Annotated in this window: 15 protein-coding genes; 8 read left to right on the plus strand and 7 right to left on the minus strand. The window is 69.4% G+C overall.

All coding sequences use genetic code 11. From position 1 onward, the window contains the following. Positions 1–4: 4 nt before the first annotated feature. Genes AC3RKB_RS02425 through AC3RKB_RS02445 form a run of 5 tightly spaced genes read right to left on the minus strand, consistent with a single transcriptional unit; the run spans position 5 to position 5,196 of the window. Positions 5–1,222: a CaiB/BaiF CoA transferase family protein gene (locus tag AC3RKB_RS02425; RefSeq protein WP_491434384.1), complete on the minus strand. Its 1,218-nt coding sequence runs from the start codon at positions 1,220–1,222 to the stop codon at positions 5–7. 33 nt (positions 1,223–1,255) lie between these two features. Then, positions 1,256–2,377, minus strand: coding sequence for an aldose 1-epimerase family protein (locus AC3RKB_RS02430; protein WP_491434385.1), 1,122 nt, complete (start codon positions 2,375–2,377; stop codon positions 1,256–1,258). Between the two features lie 5 nt (positions 2,378–2,382). Then, a complete protein-coding gene (locus AC3RKB_RS02435) occupies positions 2,383–3,144 on the minus strand; it encodes an SDR family NAD(P)-dependent oxidoreductase (protein ID WP_491434386.1) in 762 nt (253 codons plus the stop codon). 2 nt (positions 3,145–3,146) lie between these two features. Continuing rightward, positions 3,147–4,061 (minus strand): sugar phosphate isomerase/epimerase family protein, encoded by a 915-nt coding sequence (locus AC3RKB_RS02440; RefSeq protein WP_491434387.1) that lies wholly within the window; start codon positions 4,059–4,061, stop codon positions 3,147–3,149. Positions 4,062–4,101: 40 nt separating this feature from the next. After that, positions 4,102–5,196: a Gfo/Idh/MocA family protein gene (locus AC3RKB_RS02445; RefSeq protein WP_491434388.1), complete on the minus strand. Its 1,095-nt coding sequence runs from the start codon at positions 5,194–5,196 to the stop codon at positions 4,102–4,104. A 252-nt stretch (positions 5,197–5,448) separates the two neighbouring features. Here AC3RKB_RS02445 and AC3RKB_RS02450 point away from each other — a divergent pair, with 252 nt between their 5' ends. From AC3RKB_RS02450 to AC3RKB_RS02480, 7 genes are all read left to right on the plus strand, one after another. Then, complete coding sequence (locus AC3RKB_RS02450) at positions 5,449–6,525, plus strand: substrate-binding domain-containing protein (protein WP_491434389.1); 1,077 nt, start codon at positions 5,449–5,451, stop codon at positions 6,523–6,525. Between the two features lie 28 nt (positions 6,526–6,553). Next, a complete protein-coding gene (locus AC3RKB_RS02455) occupies positions 6,554–8,092 on the plus strand; it encodes a sugar ABC transporter ATP-binding protein (protein ID WP_491434390.1) in 1,539 nt (512 codons plus the stop codon). After that, entirely contained in the window at positions 8,089–9,114 is a 1,026-nt protein-coding gene (locus AC3RKB_RS02460) for an ABC transporter permease (RefSeq protein WP_491434391.1), read from the plus strand. The genes AC3RKB_RS02455 and AC3RKB_RS02460 overlap by 4 nt, the downstream gene beginning before the upstream one ends. Continuing rightward, on the plus strand, positions 9,107–10,120 hold the full coding sequence (locus AC3RKB_RS02465) for an ABC transporter permease (protein WP_491434392.1): 1,014 nt from the start codon (positions 9,107–9,109) through the stop codon (positions 10,118–10,120). The genes AC3RKB_RS02460 and AC3RKB_RS02465 overlap by 8 nt, the downstream gene beginning before the upstream one ends. 449 nt (positions 10,121–10,569) lie before the next feature. Further along, positions 10,570–11,070, plus strand: coding sequence for a nucleotidyltransferase domain-containing protein (locus tag AC3RKB_RS02470; RefSeq protein WP_491434393.1), 501 nt, complete (start codon positions 10,570–10,572; stop codon positions 11,068–11,070). After that, positions 11,070–11,402, plus strand: coding sequence for a HepT-like ribonuclease domain-containing protein (locus AC3RKB_RS02475; protein WP_491434394.1), 333 nt, complete (start codon positions 11,070–11,072; stop codon positions 11,400–11,402). Before AC3RKB_RS02470 ends, AC3RKB_RS02475 begins: the two co-directional genes overlap by 1 nt. A gap of 492 nt (positions 11,403–11,894) precedes the next feature. After that, positions 11,895–12,512 carry a hypothetical protein gene (locus AC3RKB_RS02480; RefSeq protein ID WP_491434395.1) on the plus strand — a complete coding sequence of 206 codons (618 nt, stop codon included), beginning with the start codon at positions 11,895–11,897 and terminating at the stop codon, positions 12,510–12,512. A gap of 398 nt (positions 12,513–12,910) precedes the next feature. Here the strand turns inward: AC3RKB_RS02480 and AC3RKB_RS02485 are convergent, their stop codons facing one another. Then, positions 12,911–13,114 (minus strand): hypothetical protein, encoded by a 204-nt coding sequence (locus tag AC3RKB_RS02485; protein WP_491434396.1) that lies wholly within the window; start codon positions 13,112–13,114, stop codon positions 12,911–12,913. Between the two features lie 29 nt (positions 13,115–13,143). Between AC3RKB_RS02485 and AC3RKB_RS02490 the strand changes: the two genes are divergently transcribed. Beyond that, positions 13,144–14,823, plus strand: coding sequence for a hypothetical protein (locus tag AC3RKB_RS02490; RefSeq protein WP_491434397.1), 1,680 nt, complete (start codon positions 13,144–13,146; stop codon positions 14,821–14,823). On the opposite strand, the gene AC3RKB_RS02495 is transcribed toward AC3RKB_RS02490, so the two are convergent. Further along, complete coding sequence (locus tag AC3RKB_RS02495; protein WP_491436735.1) at positions 14,780–16,003, minus strand: IS256 family transposase; 1,224 nt, start codon at positions 16,001–16,003, stop codon at positions 14,780–14,782. The genes AC3RKB_RS02490 and AC3RKB_RS02495 overlap by 44 nt on opposite strands. Positions 16,004–16,434 lie beyond the last annotated feature (431 nt).

A 16,434-nucleotide genomic window follows, 5' to 3' on the forward strand; every position in this document is an offset into this window, starting at 1 on the left:
CCGCTCACGTCCGGTCACTCGCGACGACACCGCCGGCCAACAGGCGGTCGATGTCGTCGCCCGTCATGCCGAGGTCGGTGAGGATCTCCCGGGTGTGCTCGCCCGCGAGCGGCGCGCCTCGCTCGATGCGCGCCGGCGTCCGTGAGAACCGGTAGGGGAATCCGGGCGTCTTCACGCGACCCTCGGTGGGGTGGTCGTATTCGACGAACGTGCCGTTGTGGGCGATCTGCACGTCGTCGACGACGTCGGCATAGGAGTTGACGGGTGCCACCCAGACGCCGGCCGCCGAGAGGAGGTCGAACCATTCCTGCGTCGTGCGGGTCCGCAGCCGATCGGCGACCTTCTCGTAGATCTCGTCGCGCCGGGTCCAGCCGTCGACCTCCCCGTCGTAGTCGGCGAACGACGGCTCGCCGATCAGCTCGCCGAGCGTCGGCAGGTGCGGCATGGCGAGGGCGAGGAATCCGTCGGCCGTAGCGAAGGCGCCGTACGGGGAACGGATGTACACGTGCGCGTGCGGTTGCGCGCTCCGCTCCTGCGGCACGCCGCCCATCGTGAACACGGAGATCTCCTGCATCTGGAGGGTCGTGATGACGTCGAGCATGTTCACCGTGACCTGTTGGCCCTCGCCGGTGCGCTCCCGATGCAGGAGCGCCGCCAGCACGGCCTCGAACGCCGTCGATGCGGTGACCGCGTCGACGAGGTACTGGCCGGCGGGCTGGGGTGGCGAACCGGCGGCACCGGCTGAGAGCATGGCGCCGCTCAGCGCCTGCAGCAACAGATCCTGGCCGGGCCGGTCCCGGTAGGGACCGTCCTCGCCGTAGCCCGAGATCGACACGTAGACGAGCGATGGGTTGATCTCCCGAAGGGTCGCGTAATCGACCCCGAGGCGAGCCGCGACCCCGGGCCTGTAGTTCTGCAGGAACACGTCGGACTCGGCCACGAGCCGGTACAGCACGTCGCGCCCCTCGGGCGCCTTCAGGTCGACGGCCAGGGATCGCTTGTTGCGGTTCAGCGAAAGGAACGAGACATTGATCCGGTTGCCCTTCGCCCCACCGGCGGCGGCGTGGCGCTGCCACTCCCCCGTGGTCGGCTCGACCTTGATGACGTCGGCACCGAGGTCGCCCAGGCGCTGGCCGGCGAACGGCCCGGCCATCGCGATGGAGCAGTCCAGGACGCGATAGCCGCTGAGGATGCCCGGGTCGGCGGGGCGGGTGTCAGTCATCTTCTGCCTTCTGTTCGGGAATCGCAGGGGTGGTCAGGAGCCGGCGGGCTGGTCGCCGAGGGCTCGGATGGCGGTGTGCGAGTCGCGTACCTCGTCGGCGCCGTCGAGGATGCGGATCGTCAGGTCGTACTCACGGCGCTCGCCGTGTGCGAGCCAGGTGAGGGTGCCGTCGTCTCGGGCCGCGGCTTCTCCGGCGACGTGGTTGCTCGACGGCTCCAGCCCGATGCCGTACTGGCCCGACCGGAGGTTCTGCCACTCGAAGAAGAACGGCTGGGTCGCGGCATCCCACGACACCTCCACCCCACGGGCGCCGTCGGCCGCATGCAACGCGACGCGGTGGCGCCCGTCGCCCCCGGCGACGAGCGCGTGCTCCCACACCTGCTCGACGAACCCGTCGATCGGGGCGGACAGCGTGTCGTACGCGACACCCTGCTGCGAGGTGGAATCCGAGGCCCATTCGTGACGGGTGATCGCCGCGACGAACTGCGTCCCCTCGTCGACGTACGGATGGCCGATGTTGAGGTGGTACAGGAACATGTGCGGCGTCGGCTCGAATCCGAGGTTGTCGACCACGTCGTGGACGCGGACGGACGTGCCGAACAGGTCCAGCTCGATCGTTCGGGTGAGGCGGAGGTGCTCGCCGAACGAGGTCGCCTGGATGACTTCGCCGACGACCCGCAGGGCTCCGCCCTCCTCTCGCCAATCCTCCTCGACGCGGAGGAGTCGGGCGGGGATCGCGGTCAGTCGGCCGTGCAGGCCGTGGCGCACGGTCTGCTTGGGCGGGTATGCGTAGTGGCCGGCGTCGTACTCGCCCCCGAACAGCGCGTGGTCGAGGCCGCCCGTGACGAGCAGCCCGTCGAGCGCCCGCAACCAGGACAGCCCGTCCTCGGCGTCCGCCTCGTGAAGCCCCGGGTGCCGGAACCCGTTGCCGCTGCGCCAGCCGAACGGCGTGCCGCGGAATCGAGCCGACCCGAGGTCGAACGCGCGGTCGATGAGCACCTCGACCTCGAGCCCGACGGCGTTGCGCATCAGGAGCGCGCGCACTCCCTCTTCTCGGCCGTTCTTGAGGACGACCTCCTGGATGCCGGCGAAGGCGGCGAGATCGCCGGTGCGACGGCGCAGTTCGGCGGTGGGCGGCGTGTGCTTCGTGGCCATCGGCTTCACTCCATGATCCATCCGCCGTCGACGTTGATCGTCTGCCCGGTGAGGAATGCGGAATCCGGACCGACGAGGAACGAGACGACCGCGGCGAGCTCGGCGTCGGTGCCCCGACGCTTGATCGACTGACGGTCGATCACGAACCGGTTGTACTCCGCGGGGTTCTCGTGGATCTCCTCGGCCTTGGTCGGGAATGCGCCGGGTGAGACCCCGTTGACCCGGATACCCGAGGGCCCGAGTTCGCGCGCCAGGGCTCGCGTGAGCCCCACCGACGCTCCCTTGGTCGAGACATAGCTCGCCAGGTTGGCCCAACCACCGTGGAACGTGATGGAGCCGATGTTGACGATCGCGCCAGAGCCGCGGTCCACCATGCGGCGGGCCGCGCCCTGCGCCGTGAGGAAGTAGGCGGTCTGGTTGACCCGCACGACGTCTTCGTACTCGTCCTGCGTGATCTCGAGGACCGGGGTCGCCGGGTAGATGGCCGCATTGTTCACGACGGCCGCGAGCGGCGCCAGCTCTGATTCCACCTCGGTCAGCGCGGAATCGATGGACGCGGCATCCCTGAGGTCGACCGGCAGGACGCGGTGAGGAATGGACTCCTCCTCCAGCAGGCTCGCGGTCTCGCGGAGGAGATCGCTCTCACGGCCGAGCACGCCGATGGCGAACCCGTCGGCACCCAGGCGCAGGGCGATCGCTCGACCGAGCGCGCCCCCCGCCCCCGTGACGAGGGCGGAGCCGCGGTGGGCCGACGGGTTCGCCGTCATCGTCAGACACCCACCTTCGTCAGGACCTCGTCGACGAACCGCTTGGCACGAGGCACGTCGCTCTCGTCGAGGTGCTCGATGATGAGCGGCACGTTGGGGCTCTTCTCGGCGAGTCGCTGGACGTAGAACTCGTAGTCGAGCTCGCCGAGGCCTGCCGCCGGCAGCTCGATCTCGCCGACGCCGCGGAAGGTGTGCGACTCGAGGGCGTTCTCATCGCCGATGTCGGCGTGCTTTTCGGTCTTGTCGTCGCCCGAGCGCTTGACGTCCTTGGCGTGGGCGATCCGCACCCGGTGGCCGAGGTCGTCGAAGACGGCGCCGAGCACTTCACGCTGGTTGTCGATGTTGTGCGTCTCGAAGTAGTTCGTCGGGTCCATGAGCAGCTCGATGCCCGGGCGGTCGATCTCGTCGAACACGCGCTGCGTCTCCTCGAGGGAGCCGATGACGTTGTTGACGTAGGTCTCGAGGAGGAACGTCGCACCGTGATCGTGCGCGGTCTGGGCGAGGTCCTGCAGCACCTCGAGCGCGGTGTCGTACCCCTCGGCCGTCTTGTTCTTGTCGTCGTGCACCCAGTCGCTTTCGCTGTTGAAGGTGCCCGACTCGGAGATGACGTAGGGCGTGCCGAACTTGCGGGCGTTGCGGATGATCTCCTTGAGATAGTCGACGCGACGCTTCCGCTCGTCCAGGTCGGGGTGCACGATGTTCGTGTAGCCCGAGATGGCGCAGATCGGCAGGTCGTTCGCACGGAAGGTGTCGCGCACGCGCTTGGCCTTCTCGTCGGTGATCTGCCCGGCGCTCAGGTCGATGTCGGTGAAGTGCAGGTCGAGCTGCACGGTGTTGAACCCGAGGTCGCGGATCTTGCGCGCCGTGGTCTCGAGGTCGTACGGGAAGTATCCCGAGAAGATGCCGACTTGAATCATGGTGGGTGCTCCTTTGCAGTGGGTGTCGGTTCGTGGTCGGTCAGGCCGGGATCTCGTCGATCCGCACGGGGCGGTTCTCGAGAATCGATCGGTATCCGGCTTCGATCAGCGCGATCGTGCGGACGTTGTCGGCGACGGTGAGTTCGGGTTCGGTGCCCGTCGCGAGCGCGTACTGCAGCTGCTCCATCACGCCGATGAAGGCGTGCGGGAACCAGTGCGTGTCCCATTCCGGGCTCACCCACCGGCCGCCCGTCGTCAGCGTCGATGAGTAGGTGAGGGTCGACGGCTCGCCGGTCGGCCAGCCGATCGTTCCCTTGGCCACGCCCTTGGTCCCCTCGACGCGCCAGGTGATCGACGCGTCGGAGTCGTAGCCCTCCTCGCGGGGACCCGACCACACGTCCTCGATCGACACGGCGAGCACTCCCGAGGGGAATCGCAGGGTGGAGACGACGATGCCGTCCTCATGCGGGAACTGCGTGCGCGGATCCGTGCGCGTGGCCGTGAAGATCTCCTCCGGGTCGCCGAAGAGGAACCGCAGCACGTCGAGGTGGTGCACGCTCATGTTGGCCAGGGTCAGGCGGTCGTACTCCTCGAGGAAGCCCTGCCAGTGCGGGATCGCGTGCATGGTGATGGTCGCGAAGACGACCTCGCCCAGCTCGCCGCCGTCCAGGATCTGCCTGAGCACGCGGATCGACTGGTCGAAGCGCATGTTCTGGTTGACGGAGAGCACCTTGCCGGCCGCCGCCGCCTCGTCGCGAAGGGCCACCGCCTCGTCGAGGGTCAGCGCGAGCGGCTTCTGGGCGAGGATGCCCTTGACGTGCTCCTGCGCGAGTGCAGCGCGGATCAGGGCGGGCTGCTGGTCGGGCGGAAAGGCGATGTCGACGATGTCGATGCGTGGATCGGCGATGAGCTCCAGCGGCGTCGAATGCACCGTCGGGATGCCGTAGCGCTCGGCGAGCGCGCCCGCCTTGGACTCGGTGCGCGAGGCGATCGCGACGACCTCGAAGCCCGCTTGCCGGTAGGCCTCGAGATGCACGTCGGCCATGATCATGCCCGCGCCGATGGCGCCGATCCGCAGCCCGGACTCGCGGACCTCGACGTCGGGGGCGAACGTCGGCGCTTCCAGTGAAGTCATGGTGATGGGGGTTCCTCTCCTCGCGTCGTTGCGATTCGCCGGTCGTCCCGGCGCGGTCATCCCGGCAGCGCGACGCGTTCTGCGACGCCTCGTTCGGGATTCTGATAGCGCTACTGGCAGCGCTGTCAAAGTTACGGTAATGTCCCCCGCAGCATTCGTCAACACAGCGTGCGACGAGTGTTCCGGAGCCGCCGAGCTCGGCGGTGACACGGCCCCACGAGGCCGCCCCCATGCATGTTCAAAGGAGAAGCAATGCAGTCCTCACGCACCCAGAAGCGCGCCATCGTCACCGCAGCGGCGGCCACGGCCGTCGCCCTCACCACCGTCCTCGCCGGCTGCACGTCGGCCCCGGCCGAGGGCGCCGCCCCCGCCGCCGACGGCTCCGAGAAGTTCGTCATCGGCTTCCAGCAGCCGCTCGGCGGCCAGGCGTGGCGCGAGATGGGACTCGCGTCCCTGCAGGCCCTCGCCGCGCGGCCCGAGTACGCGGACCGCGTCGAGGTCAAGATCGTGCGAACGAACGACAACGACGCGGCCCAGCAGAACGCGGCCATCCAGAACCTCATCGCCGAGGGCGTCGACGCGATCCTGTTCGACCCGGCTTCGGCGACCGGTGCCGACGCGGCCATCGCACAGGCCGAGGCCGCCGGCATCCCGGTGTTCGCCAACGGCGGCCCATACGACAACGACTACGTGTACACGGTGTCGACCGACTGGGCGAGCGCCGGAACCGTCGGCGCCGAGTGGCTCGTCGACCAGCTCGGCGACAATACGGATGTCGCGGTGCTCGAGGGCCTCGCCGGCGTCCCGCTCAACGACGGCTCGATGCCCGGTGTCGAGGACGTGCTCACCGAGGGTGGGGCGACGATCGTCGCTCGCGGCACGAACGGATGGAACGAGGCCGACGCGCAGAAGGCGATGGCGCAGATCCTGCAGTCCAACCCCGACGTCGGCGGCGTCTACTCCTTCCTCACCGGCGGCCAGGGTATCCCGACGGCGTTCGCGGATGCGGGGATCGACTTCGTGCCCGTCGTGGGCGGCTCCGGCTACAACGGCGAGGCGTGCACGCTCGTCGAGCACGCCGACGAGGGACTGGTCGGCAACATGGTGTTCGGCCAGCCGGCGATCTACGCGAAGGGGCTCGAGCAGGCCGTCGCGCTGCTCGACGGCGAGGACATCGAGAAGGAGCAGTTCTTCCCGCCGCTGGAGATCACGAACGAGAACGCCGAGGACTTCTGCCTCCCGGACCAGCCCGACAACTTCCAGCTCGGCTACGACTTCCCGGGCCTGGACCTGACCGTCGACGAAGTGCTCGCGTTCTACCAGAAGTAGTCGCGGCCCGACGATCGAGGGAGACGCTGTGGACCACCAGACCCTCCGGAGCACCGCGCCCGACGCGGTGCTCCGGACGGAGCCACTGCTCGTGGCATCCGACCTCACCAAGCGATACGGCGCCGTCCGCGCGCTCGACGGGGCGAGCTTCAGCTGCATGCCCGGCGAGGTGCTCGCCCTCGTCGGCGAGAACGGCGCGGGCAAGAGCACCGTGTCCCGCATCCTCGCCGGAGCGACCGCGGCGACGTCGGGCGCGATCACGCTCGGCGGCGAGCCGTTCGACGTCACGTCGATCGCCGAGGCCCGCGAACGCGGCGTCGCGTGCGCCTTCCAGGAGCTCGCGCTCGTGCCGGACTGGACCGTCGCCGAGAACCTGATGCTGCCCGAGCGACGCGGGCGTGGCCTGTTCTCGCAGCGGAAGGCACGCGAGCAGGCGGAGGAACTCCTCGCCCGTCTCGACGTGACGCACCTGGATCCATCGTCGGTCGTCGGCGACCTGCGCCTGGCCGACCGCCAGGTGATCGAGATCGTCCGCGCGATCGCGGCCGATCCGAGGCTGCTGATCCTCGACGAGGCATCCTCGGCCCTGAGCCCCACCGGCGTCGCCTGGCTGTTCGCTCGGATCCGCGAGCTCACGGCGCAGGGGGTGGGCGTCATCTACGTGTCCCACCGCCTCGGCGAGATCTCCGAGATCGCCGATCGCGGAACGGTCCTGCGCGACGGCGCCTCGGTGGGCGAGTTCACGAGAGGGTCGTGGTCCGAGGATGACCTCGTCTCGCAGATGGCGGGGCGGACCGCGCGCCGCCACTTCCCCGACCGGCCCGACGCGCCCGCCGCGGATGCACCGCTGGCGCTCGAGGTGCGCGGTCTCCGCTCCGAGGCCCTGGCGGGCGTCGACCTCACCGCGCACCGCGGCGAGATCGTCGGGATCGGCGGTCTCCAGGGCCAGGGGCAGACCGAGTTGCTGCGCTGCCTGTTCGGCGCCACCCCGGCACTGGCCGAGGTGTGGGCGATCGGCGGCCGACCGGCCCGGCACCTCACGCCCACGCGCGCCGTGCGCCGCGGCGTCGGCTTCGTGCCCGAGGATCGGAAGACCGAGGGGCTCGCACTGACGCTGAGCGTCGGAGAGAACCTCCTCGCCCCGTGGCTGCGACCGATCGCGCCCGGCGGACCCGTGCAGCTCCGTCGCGAGCGGAGCTGGGTCGACCGCGTGCTCGGCAGCCTGAGCGTGCGCACGCGCGGGCCGAACGAGGCGGTCGGCGCCCTGTCGGGCGGCAACCAGCAGAAGGTGGTGTTCGGTCGCTGGATCGACCGGAACCGCTCCGTGCTGCTGCTGCACGATCCCACCCGCGGCATCGACGTGCGAGCGAAGCAGGAACTGTACGCGGCCATGCTCGAGCTCGCGGAATCGGGCGTCGCGATCATCTGGTTCTCGACCGAAGTGGAGGAGCTCGTGCACCTGTGCCACCGCGTCGCCGTGCTGTACCGGGGGCGCGTCGCCCGCGTGCTCGACGGCGACCAGATCACGCCGGATGCGATCGTCGGAGCGGCGGTGGGCACCGCATGAGCCCCACGACCACCACCATCGCCACCGCGGCACCCGCCCCCGGCCGCCTGGGCACCGGGGTCCGGCGGCTCCGGTACGACGGCGCCCTCGCGCCCGTACTCGCGTTCGTCGTGTTCTTCGGCGTCTACGTCGTCATCAACCCGGGCCTGCTCACGCGCTTCCAGCTGCAGTCCGCGGCCAACCTCATCGCCCCGCTCGCGCTCATCGCGCTCGGCCAGCTGCTGATCGTGCTCATCGGCGGCATCGACATCTCGATCGGCGCCATCACGAGCCTGTGCAACGTGGTCTTCGCGACGCAGATCGCCGGCCTGTCGGCGCCTGGCGCGCTGGTGCTGTGCATCGTGACGGGCATCCTCTGCGGAGCGGTCAACGGGGCGCTCGTCGCGTACGCGAACCTGCCGGCGATCGCGGTCACCCTCGCGACCGCGTTCATCTACGCGGCGCTCGCCAGGCAGATCCTCGATCGCCCGGGCGGCGCGCTGAGCGCCGACATCTACCTCGCCACGAGCGGCGAGCTCATGCCGTACGTCCCGATCGCCCTCGTCTGGCTCGCTCTCGTCGCCGTCGGCCTGTGGTTCTTCCTGCAGCGCACGGCATTCGGGCGCCAGGTCTACGGCGTCGGGTCGGGCCGGGCGGCCGTGCAGTCGGCCGGGCTCAAGCCACGGCTGACGATCCTCGTCACGTTCATGGTGTCGGGCGCCGTGGTGTCGCTCGGCGCGGTGCTGCTCTCGGGCTCCACGATGACGGGCGACCCCCGCAGCGGCGACCCGTACCTGCTCAATTCCATCGCGGTCGTGGCGCTCTCGGGCGCCGCCTTCGCCGGCGGGCGCGGCAGCATCCTGGGCACGATCATCGCCGCCGCGGTCCTCGGCATGGTGGGCAACCTGCTGTTCTTCGCGGGAATCAACTCGTACTGGCAGTACGTGATCAGCGCCCTGATCATCCTCGCCGTCGTCGTGATCCCCCGCATCATCCAGTTCGTCATCCGGCAATCCGCATTGCGAAGGGGCCACCATGAGTGACACGCAGACCGTCGTCGATGAGCAGTCGGATGTCTCCGAGGCCCCCGGCACGAGGCAGAGCGCGTACTCCCGCGTCCTGTCCCGGATGCCGCGGGCCGGATGGGGCATCCTGATCTTCCTCGCCCTCTTCGTGATCGGCGGGCTCCTCAGACCGTCGCTCTTCAGCATGCCGGGACTGATCAGCACGGCGACCTTCGCGGCGATCCTCGCCGTGGCGTCGTACGGCCAGACCGTCGCGGTGATCCAGGGCGGCATCGACCTCTCGGTGCCGAACACGATCGCCTTCGCGGCGCTCGGGTTCCTCACCTGGAACTCCGCCTTCGGGCCCGTCGTCGCCCTCCTCCTCGCGCTGGGAAGCGGGTTGGTCATCGGGATCCTCAACGGCGTGATCGTCGCGAAGGTCGGCCTCACCCCGATCGTGACCACGATCGCCATGAACGGCCTGCTGTTCGGGCTGCTGCTGCTCAACTTCCCGCTGTCCGAACTCACGGTCGTGCCCGACCTGGTGAAGGCGATCACCGCGAACCAGATCGAGTTCCTGGGCCTGTCGATCGCCGCGGTGCTGCCGCTGGCGCTCGTGCTCATGCTCGTGCTGCAGGCGATCCTCAGCTACACCGGGTGGGGTCGTTCGCTCTTTCTCGTCGGTTCGCGGGAGGATGCCGCCCGGCTCGCCGGCCAGCCCGTCGCCCGCATCCGGATCTCGGGCTACGCCGTCTCGGGCCTGCTCGCCGCGTTCGCCGGCATCGTCATCGTGGGCTACTATTCGCAGGCCGAGACCACGATGGGCAACCCCTACCTCCTCGGCTCGGTCGCCGCAGTGATCGTCGGCGGCGCCTCGATGTTCGGCGGTCGCGGTTCGATGGTCGGCACCTTCGTCGGCGCACTCGTGCTCGGACAGGTCGCGACCCTCGTCGCCGTGTTCAACCTCGGCGCGACGATGCAGAACCTCATCTACGGAGTCATCATCCTCGCAGTGCTCGCCGCGTACGGGCGGGACCGGACCTGACCTCGCGTGGCTTGACGCGCCCGCCGCATCAGCATGGAGTCGCCACGGCGTGCGAGGACGAGGCCACAGGCGAGCGGGCGCTCCCGCGCCCGTCCCCCGCATCGAGTTGCCGCTTCTGCCGGACCCGCCCCCGCGCACCCCGGCGCAACCGGCACGTCGAGTGACGCCGGCTCGCGCAGCGCGCTCAGGCCCGGTTCGTCGCCCGGACGATCCCCCGCATCTCGTTCTGCGCGTACCCGCCGACCGCGACGGGCTCCTCCTGCAGCGCGACCGCCGTGTAGGAGTGCTCGAGCCGGCCGTCCACGTGATGACCGCGGGCTTGTGCGTGTGCAGCGAGTCGATCGAGCCGGCGGGGCCGACGTCGAGCAGCACTTCTCGCGCCTCCGAAGGCGAAGCAGTCATTCCAAATATGTACATCTTTCCGTACATATTCGCGGTAGAATCGCCTCGTGAGATTCGATGCGCTCGACGACCTCGCAGGCACACGAGTCATGCCCGTCGCCGACGCGCGCGCCGGTCTCTCCGGCCTGCTCCGCGAGTTCCGAACTCGCGGGGCGGATGCGCGCCCGGTGGTCATCGGATCGCACCGCAAACCTGAGGCCGTACTCATGCCGTACGCGGCGCTCAGCGGCCTCGGGTCCTCCATCGAGCGCGCGGCGGCGCCCGTACTCGACCTCCTCCATCACCGGAAGCCACTCATCGAACGCCTCGCCCGCGCGAATCGCATCCGGTCGGTGCAGGTGTTCGGCTCGGTCGCCCGCGGCGACGAGACCGCCGAGAGCGACATCGATCTCCTCGTCGACCCCGAGCCCGACGCGTCGCTGTTCGACCTCGCCCAGTTCGAACTCGACCTGGAGTCGCTCCTCGACCGCCCGGTCGGCGTCGTGTCGCGTCGTTCGCTCGACCCGAAGCGCGATCACGCTGTGCTGACCGAGGCCGTCGACCTGTGATGCCCGCCGACCGCATCGAACGCTGGCTCGACGACCTCACGGCGACTCTGAAGACCGCCTCGGCACTCGTCGCCCGCGGTCGCGACGACTTCGACCGCGACCCCGCACTCCCCTTGGCCTTCGAGGCGTTGTCGAATCGGGTCGGCGACCTCGCGAAGCGCCTCGTCGCCGCCGATCCGTCGCGCTTCAGCGACCCGCTCTGGTCGCAGGCCGCGCGCAACCGCGACTTCGTCGTCCATCACTACGACCGCGTCGACGCCGACGCGCTGTGGGTCACCGTATCGCGCAGCTTCGCCGAGCTCGCAGAGCTCGTCGATCGCGTCCGCGACTGACCGCCGACCACCGGCCGGAGCCCCAGGGCCCGGACGCGCCGGCCCCGCGCCATCCGCTCGGATGCCTCGTCCCGCACCGTGATCGCCGCATGCCCGTCGAACCGGCCCGCCGGCCCCGTCCGAGCCGTTCCTGCTCGTCGCGCCCGACCATCGGCTCGAGGGTCGCCTCCGCGGCCACTCGATCCTGGTACGCCGCGAGGCGATTGGTCGGTCCGTCCGGCGCTCGCGGAGATGCTCAGCGCACGCTGCGTCGGATCGCCGACTCGGCCCGCCGGAATCCGTCGATGGAAGTTGCACGCGTCCCTCCCGACGTGCTGACCGCACTGATCAGGTCGCGGATCGGCAAGCCGCCCGCATGACGGCACACGCGACCTCACGACCGCGTCACCATAGGCTCGTCCCGTGAGCACAGCGGAGGAACACGATCGGGCGCAGTCCCTGCAGTTCTCGCTCCTGCCCGACACACCGGACACGCGACGATACCTCGAACTGATGCACTTCGCCGGCGGTGACCTTTCTCCCGCCGCCACTGCGCTCGAGTTCGCCGAGCGTTGTCGCGACGCGGACGACCTCGACATGGCGGGTTTCCTGGTCGATGCGGCCGTCGTGGCCTACTGCCGTGCGTTCGTGCCATCCAAGGTGCGTTCGACGCTCGATCGCCACATCGAGATCCCGACCGCATTCGTGGATATCCACGAGCGGATCAGGGCCTACCGGAATACGACCGTCGCGCATTCGCAGAGTGAACTCTCGACGACGTGGCCGTTGGTCGTGACCACTCCCGAAGAACCCGGCCGTCGCCGCATCTGGGATCCGACGATCAGCCAATGGCTGCCACCCGACGTGACTGATGAGTTCGGGCGGCTCGTTCACGCGGTGCTCGAGACGGTGGAGGCCCTCGTCGACGCGCTCCGCGTGCGTTTGGAGGGCGAGATCCAGGACGTCGAGCTCGCCGCTCCGAAGCCCTTGGACTTCGATCTCGAGCGGAACTTCTCCGCCCGAACGACCCGGCGAGCGTACCCGACCCGTCAAAAGGTGTTCGTGACGAGGCACATCACGGCCACCTCGGGCGATCGCGACCTGCCGCAGTCGATCGCGGCCGTCGACTGACCGCCTTCTGAGGTGCCGATCGACGACCAGCGATGCTACGTCTTCGAGTACCGGCCGCAGGCGGCCACGTCGGTCGGCGACAAGGAGCTCGACGAGCTGACCGACGAGCCGGGGCTGGCGCTGGTGCTGGGCACGGATGTCACGCCCTCGACCGAGATCCCGAAGCGGCCGCCGATCCTGCTGCTGCCGGTCGACGGCGATGGCGAGGGCCCGGTGCTGGATGTCGCGGGCGAGGACTTCGAGGACAACGACGTGACCGATCCGATGCGCATGTGGGACTTCCGCGTCTCGCTCGACTCGATCGACGCGGCCGACCCGAACCGCGCGCGCGTGACGGTGCACTTCGTCAGCGCGCACCGTCCGCAGCTGCAGTTGCGGCCCGCGCCCGGCGGCACGAACTACAAGAGCCCCGACATCAGGCTGCGCAACCCCTTCGGCGAGGAGTTCGTCGTCAAGGGCTCGCCGCACACCATCCGGCTCACCATCCACAACAAGGGCACCCTCGCGGCGACGGATGTCGCGACCCACGTGCAGTGGCTGCCGTTCACGACCGCGCCGGGCGCGTGGAACCCGCTGCCCGACCCGCCGAGGATCCCCGTCATCGCGGCGAAGAGCCAGGTGACGATCGACGTTGCCGTGGACGCCGCCGGCCTCGCTGAAGCTGAACGACGTGGAGGTCGAGCACTTCTGCGTGAACGCCCGCATCGACCGCTTCCGCAACCCGCTGAACCCGGGCGAGGACGAGCTCGTCGTGGTCGACAACTGGGCCCAGTCGAACTTCACGACCGAGTCGGTCGCGAACGGCTCCCCGTCGGACCGCATCCGCACGGTGATGGGCTTCGACAACACGCTCGAGCGCGAGACGACGCACTTCTTCGGCATCCGCCAGACCCGGAACCTGTTCCGCATCTACGTCGGCCACGCCTGGCTCGCCCTCCCCCCGGGCGGCTCGGCCGCCATCCCGCTGGCCTACGAGTCGGTCGCCGGCGACCCGGAACTCGGCCCCCTGATCGAACGGCCCGAGATCCCCCTCATCGAGGTGCCGGCCGAGGTGGCGCTCACGTCGTGGCTGGAGCCGCCCGCCGAAAGCGAGTGCCCGACCCCGCACGAGCGCTTCGGTGCGGGGTTGTCGTTCACCGCCGGGGGTCGGGTGTGGTTCGAGGATGTCGCGTGGAACGGCGGCGAGATCGTGACGGCCCGGGTGTACACGTCGAGCGATGGGGCCGTGGGGCCGTTGACGGGCGGTGTCGCGTCGCTCGCGGTGTGGGCACCGGACTGGCCGGATCGGCCGGCGCTGCGGTACCCCGCTTCGATCGACGCGACGGGTGAGCTGCGGGCGGTGCTGGATGGCGCGTTCTTCGACCTCGTCGGCGAGGCCACGTCGTGGGGCGGCTGCTCGTGCACGCGGGGCTGCGGAACGCTCGGGCCGTCTCCGAAGAATTCGGGTTCAACTAGCGGAGTGTCGGCGGGTCGCGTAGCCGCAACAACTGACCCCACTCCTTGGCTGGTCGGTGCCTTCATCGTCGCGCTCGTGTTCACGTTCGTGGGCTGCTCGCAGTTCACCTATGCGCTCGGGGTGATGCAGGTGCTCCTCGCGCTCGGCTGCATGCCCGTCGCCGAATGGATGCGCACCCGCGCGCGGCGCGCCGTCGTCTGGGCGGCCGTCTCGGTGAACGGCGTGATCTCGGCCGTGATCGCACTGCCGCTCGTGCCCGTCGACGTCGTCGGCGTCACTCCCCTGCCCGCGATCAACCAGGTCGCGCGCGACACCGTCGGCTGGCCCGATACGTGCAGCAGATCGCGGATGTCGCGGTCAACGTGCCGGGCGGCCCAATCGTCGCAGCAAACTGCGCCGAGGCCGGCGCGCTCGACCGCTTCGAGCCGGCGCCCGGCGCCTCCGCCGATCGGGTGTTCAGCGGGCGCAACGAGCTGTGGTTCAGTGCGCGGCCGACGGATGGCGCGGACGCCGCCGTGTTCGTCGGGTACTCACCGCGCATCGTCGGGTGGCTGTTCGGATCGTGCGATGTGCGCGGACGGCTCGACAACCACCTGGACGTCGAGAACGCGGAGCAATGCCTGCCGATCACAGTGTGCACCGACATGCGGATGCCGTGGAGCGAGGCGTGGCCGCGATTTGCGCACCTCGACTGTGCGGGCCGGATGGCGCTGCGCACCCACTCCGAACCTCGCCGCCCGCGCGGCACCTCGGGGGTGGCGTCCCGCTGTGTGGTGGAGTTTCTCGACACCGTGCGGGTCAGCTTGGTTGATTATGCCGCGGTCAGTTCCGGGATGGCCACCTCCTCCGGGGTAGTGTTCAGGAGCTTCATGGAGTGTTCGCTGAAGTAGCGGCGGTCGGCGCCGTCCCATTCGTCGTGCTGCTCGATCAGGACGTGCCCGGCCAGGCGCAGCAGCGCGGCGGGGTTCGGGAACGTGCCGACGACGTCGGTGCGGCGCTTGACCTCCTTGTTGACCCGCTCCAGTGCGTTCGTGGACCAGATCTGCCGCCAATGCTGCTGCGGGAACCCGGTGAACGCGAGCAGGTCCTCGCGGGCGTCCTCGAGCATGCTGGCGACCTTCGGGTGCGATCGGGTCAGCATCCGCACGACCTCGTCGAACTGCTGGTGGACGTGGGCGGCGTCGGGTTGGGCGAAGATCGTGCGGATGATCGACGCCACCATCGGACCGGCGGTCTTGGGCACGTTGGCGAGCACGTTGCGCATGAAGTGCACCCGGCACCGCTGCCAGGCCGCGCCCTGTAGCACGGTCTGGATCGCGGCGATCAGGCCGGTGTGCGCGTCGCTGATCACCAGCTGCACGCCACCCAGCCCGCGCGCCTTGAGGGATCGCAGGAACGTGGTCCAGAACGGTTGCGACTCGGTGTCGCCGACCTCGAAGCCGAGCACCTCACGCCGCCCGTCCGCGGCGACCCCGACTGCGACGACCACCGCCTGGGACACCACCCGCCGGCCGACCCGCGCCTTGCAGTACGTCGCGTCGAGGAACACGTACGGGTAGCTGGTGTCGGCCAGCGGCCGGTCCCGGAACGCGGCGACGTCCTCGTCCAGGTTGGCGCAGATCCGGGACACCTCGGACTTGCTGATCCCGGTGTCCGCGCCGAGCGCCTTGACCAGGTCATCGACCTTCCGGGTGCTGACGCCGTGCACGTACGCCTCCATCACGACCGCGAACAACGCCTGATCCACCCGGCGACGTCGCTCCAACAGCGACGGGAAGAACGACCCGGTCCGCAGCTTCGGCACCCGCAGCTCCAACTCGCCCGCGGTGGTGGTCAACTCCCTGGGCCGGGAGCCATTGCGTTGCGTGGTGCGGGTGTCGGTGCGTTCGTACGGGGCGGCGCCGATGAACGCGGCCGCTTCCGCGTCGATCAACTCCTGGTACAACGTTTCGGTCGCGACCCGGATCCGATCCGAGACATCGGTGAGCTTGAGTTCCCCGAGCAGCTCGAGGAGGGCAGACTGGTCAAGAGCCATCGTGCGTTGTGTCCTTCGTGAGATTCCTAGACAGTTCTCACTGACCATCGCACGATGGCTCACCCACGTCTACGACGCCGGCGACCCCGCCGGAAACCCCACCACCCCAGGGGACGCCACCCACCTCGGGACCTGAAGCGTGGAACGAAACCGGGGACGGTGCTGAGTTCCCATACCTGCGACGACGCAGTAGAGCATCATCGTCGACATCGACGAAGAAGAGGGTAACCGAGGACGGTCGACGTGCTCGACCCGGATGCCGGCCGACCGTACTGTGAGTTCATTTGTCGGAGGTCGAAGATATGTTCGATCCATCGCCCCCAAGGCACGCGTGCCTCGGCGTCTCGGCGCCGGCGAGGGGCCAGAATGGACCGTAGCGATGGAGTGAGCCCAGACGGCACCTGAATCAATCGACTTGGATCGGTGCAGGT

The sequence above is a fragment of the Agromyces capsici genome (assembly GCF_058349965.1).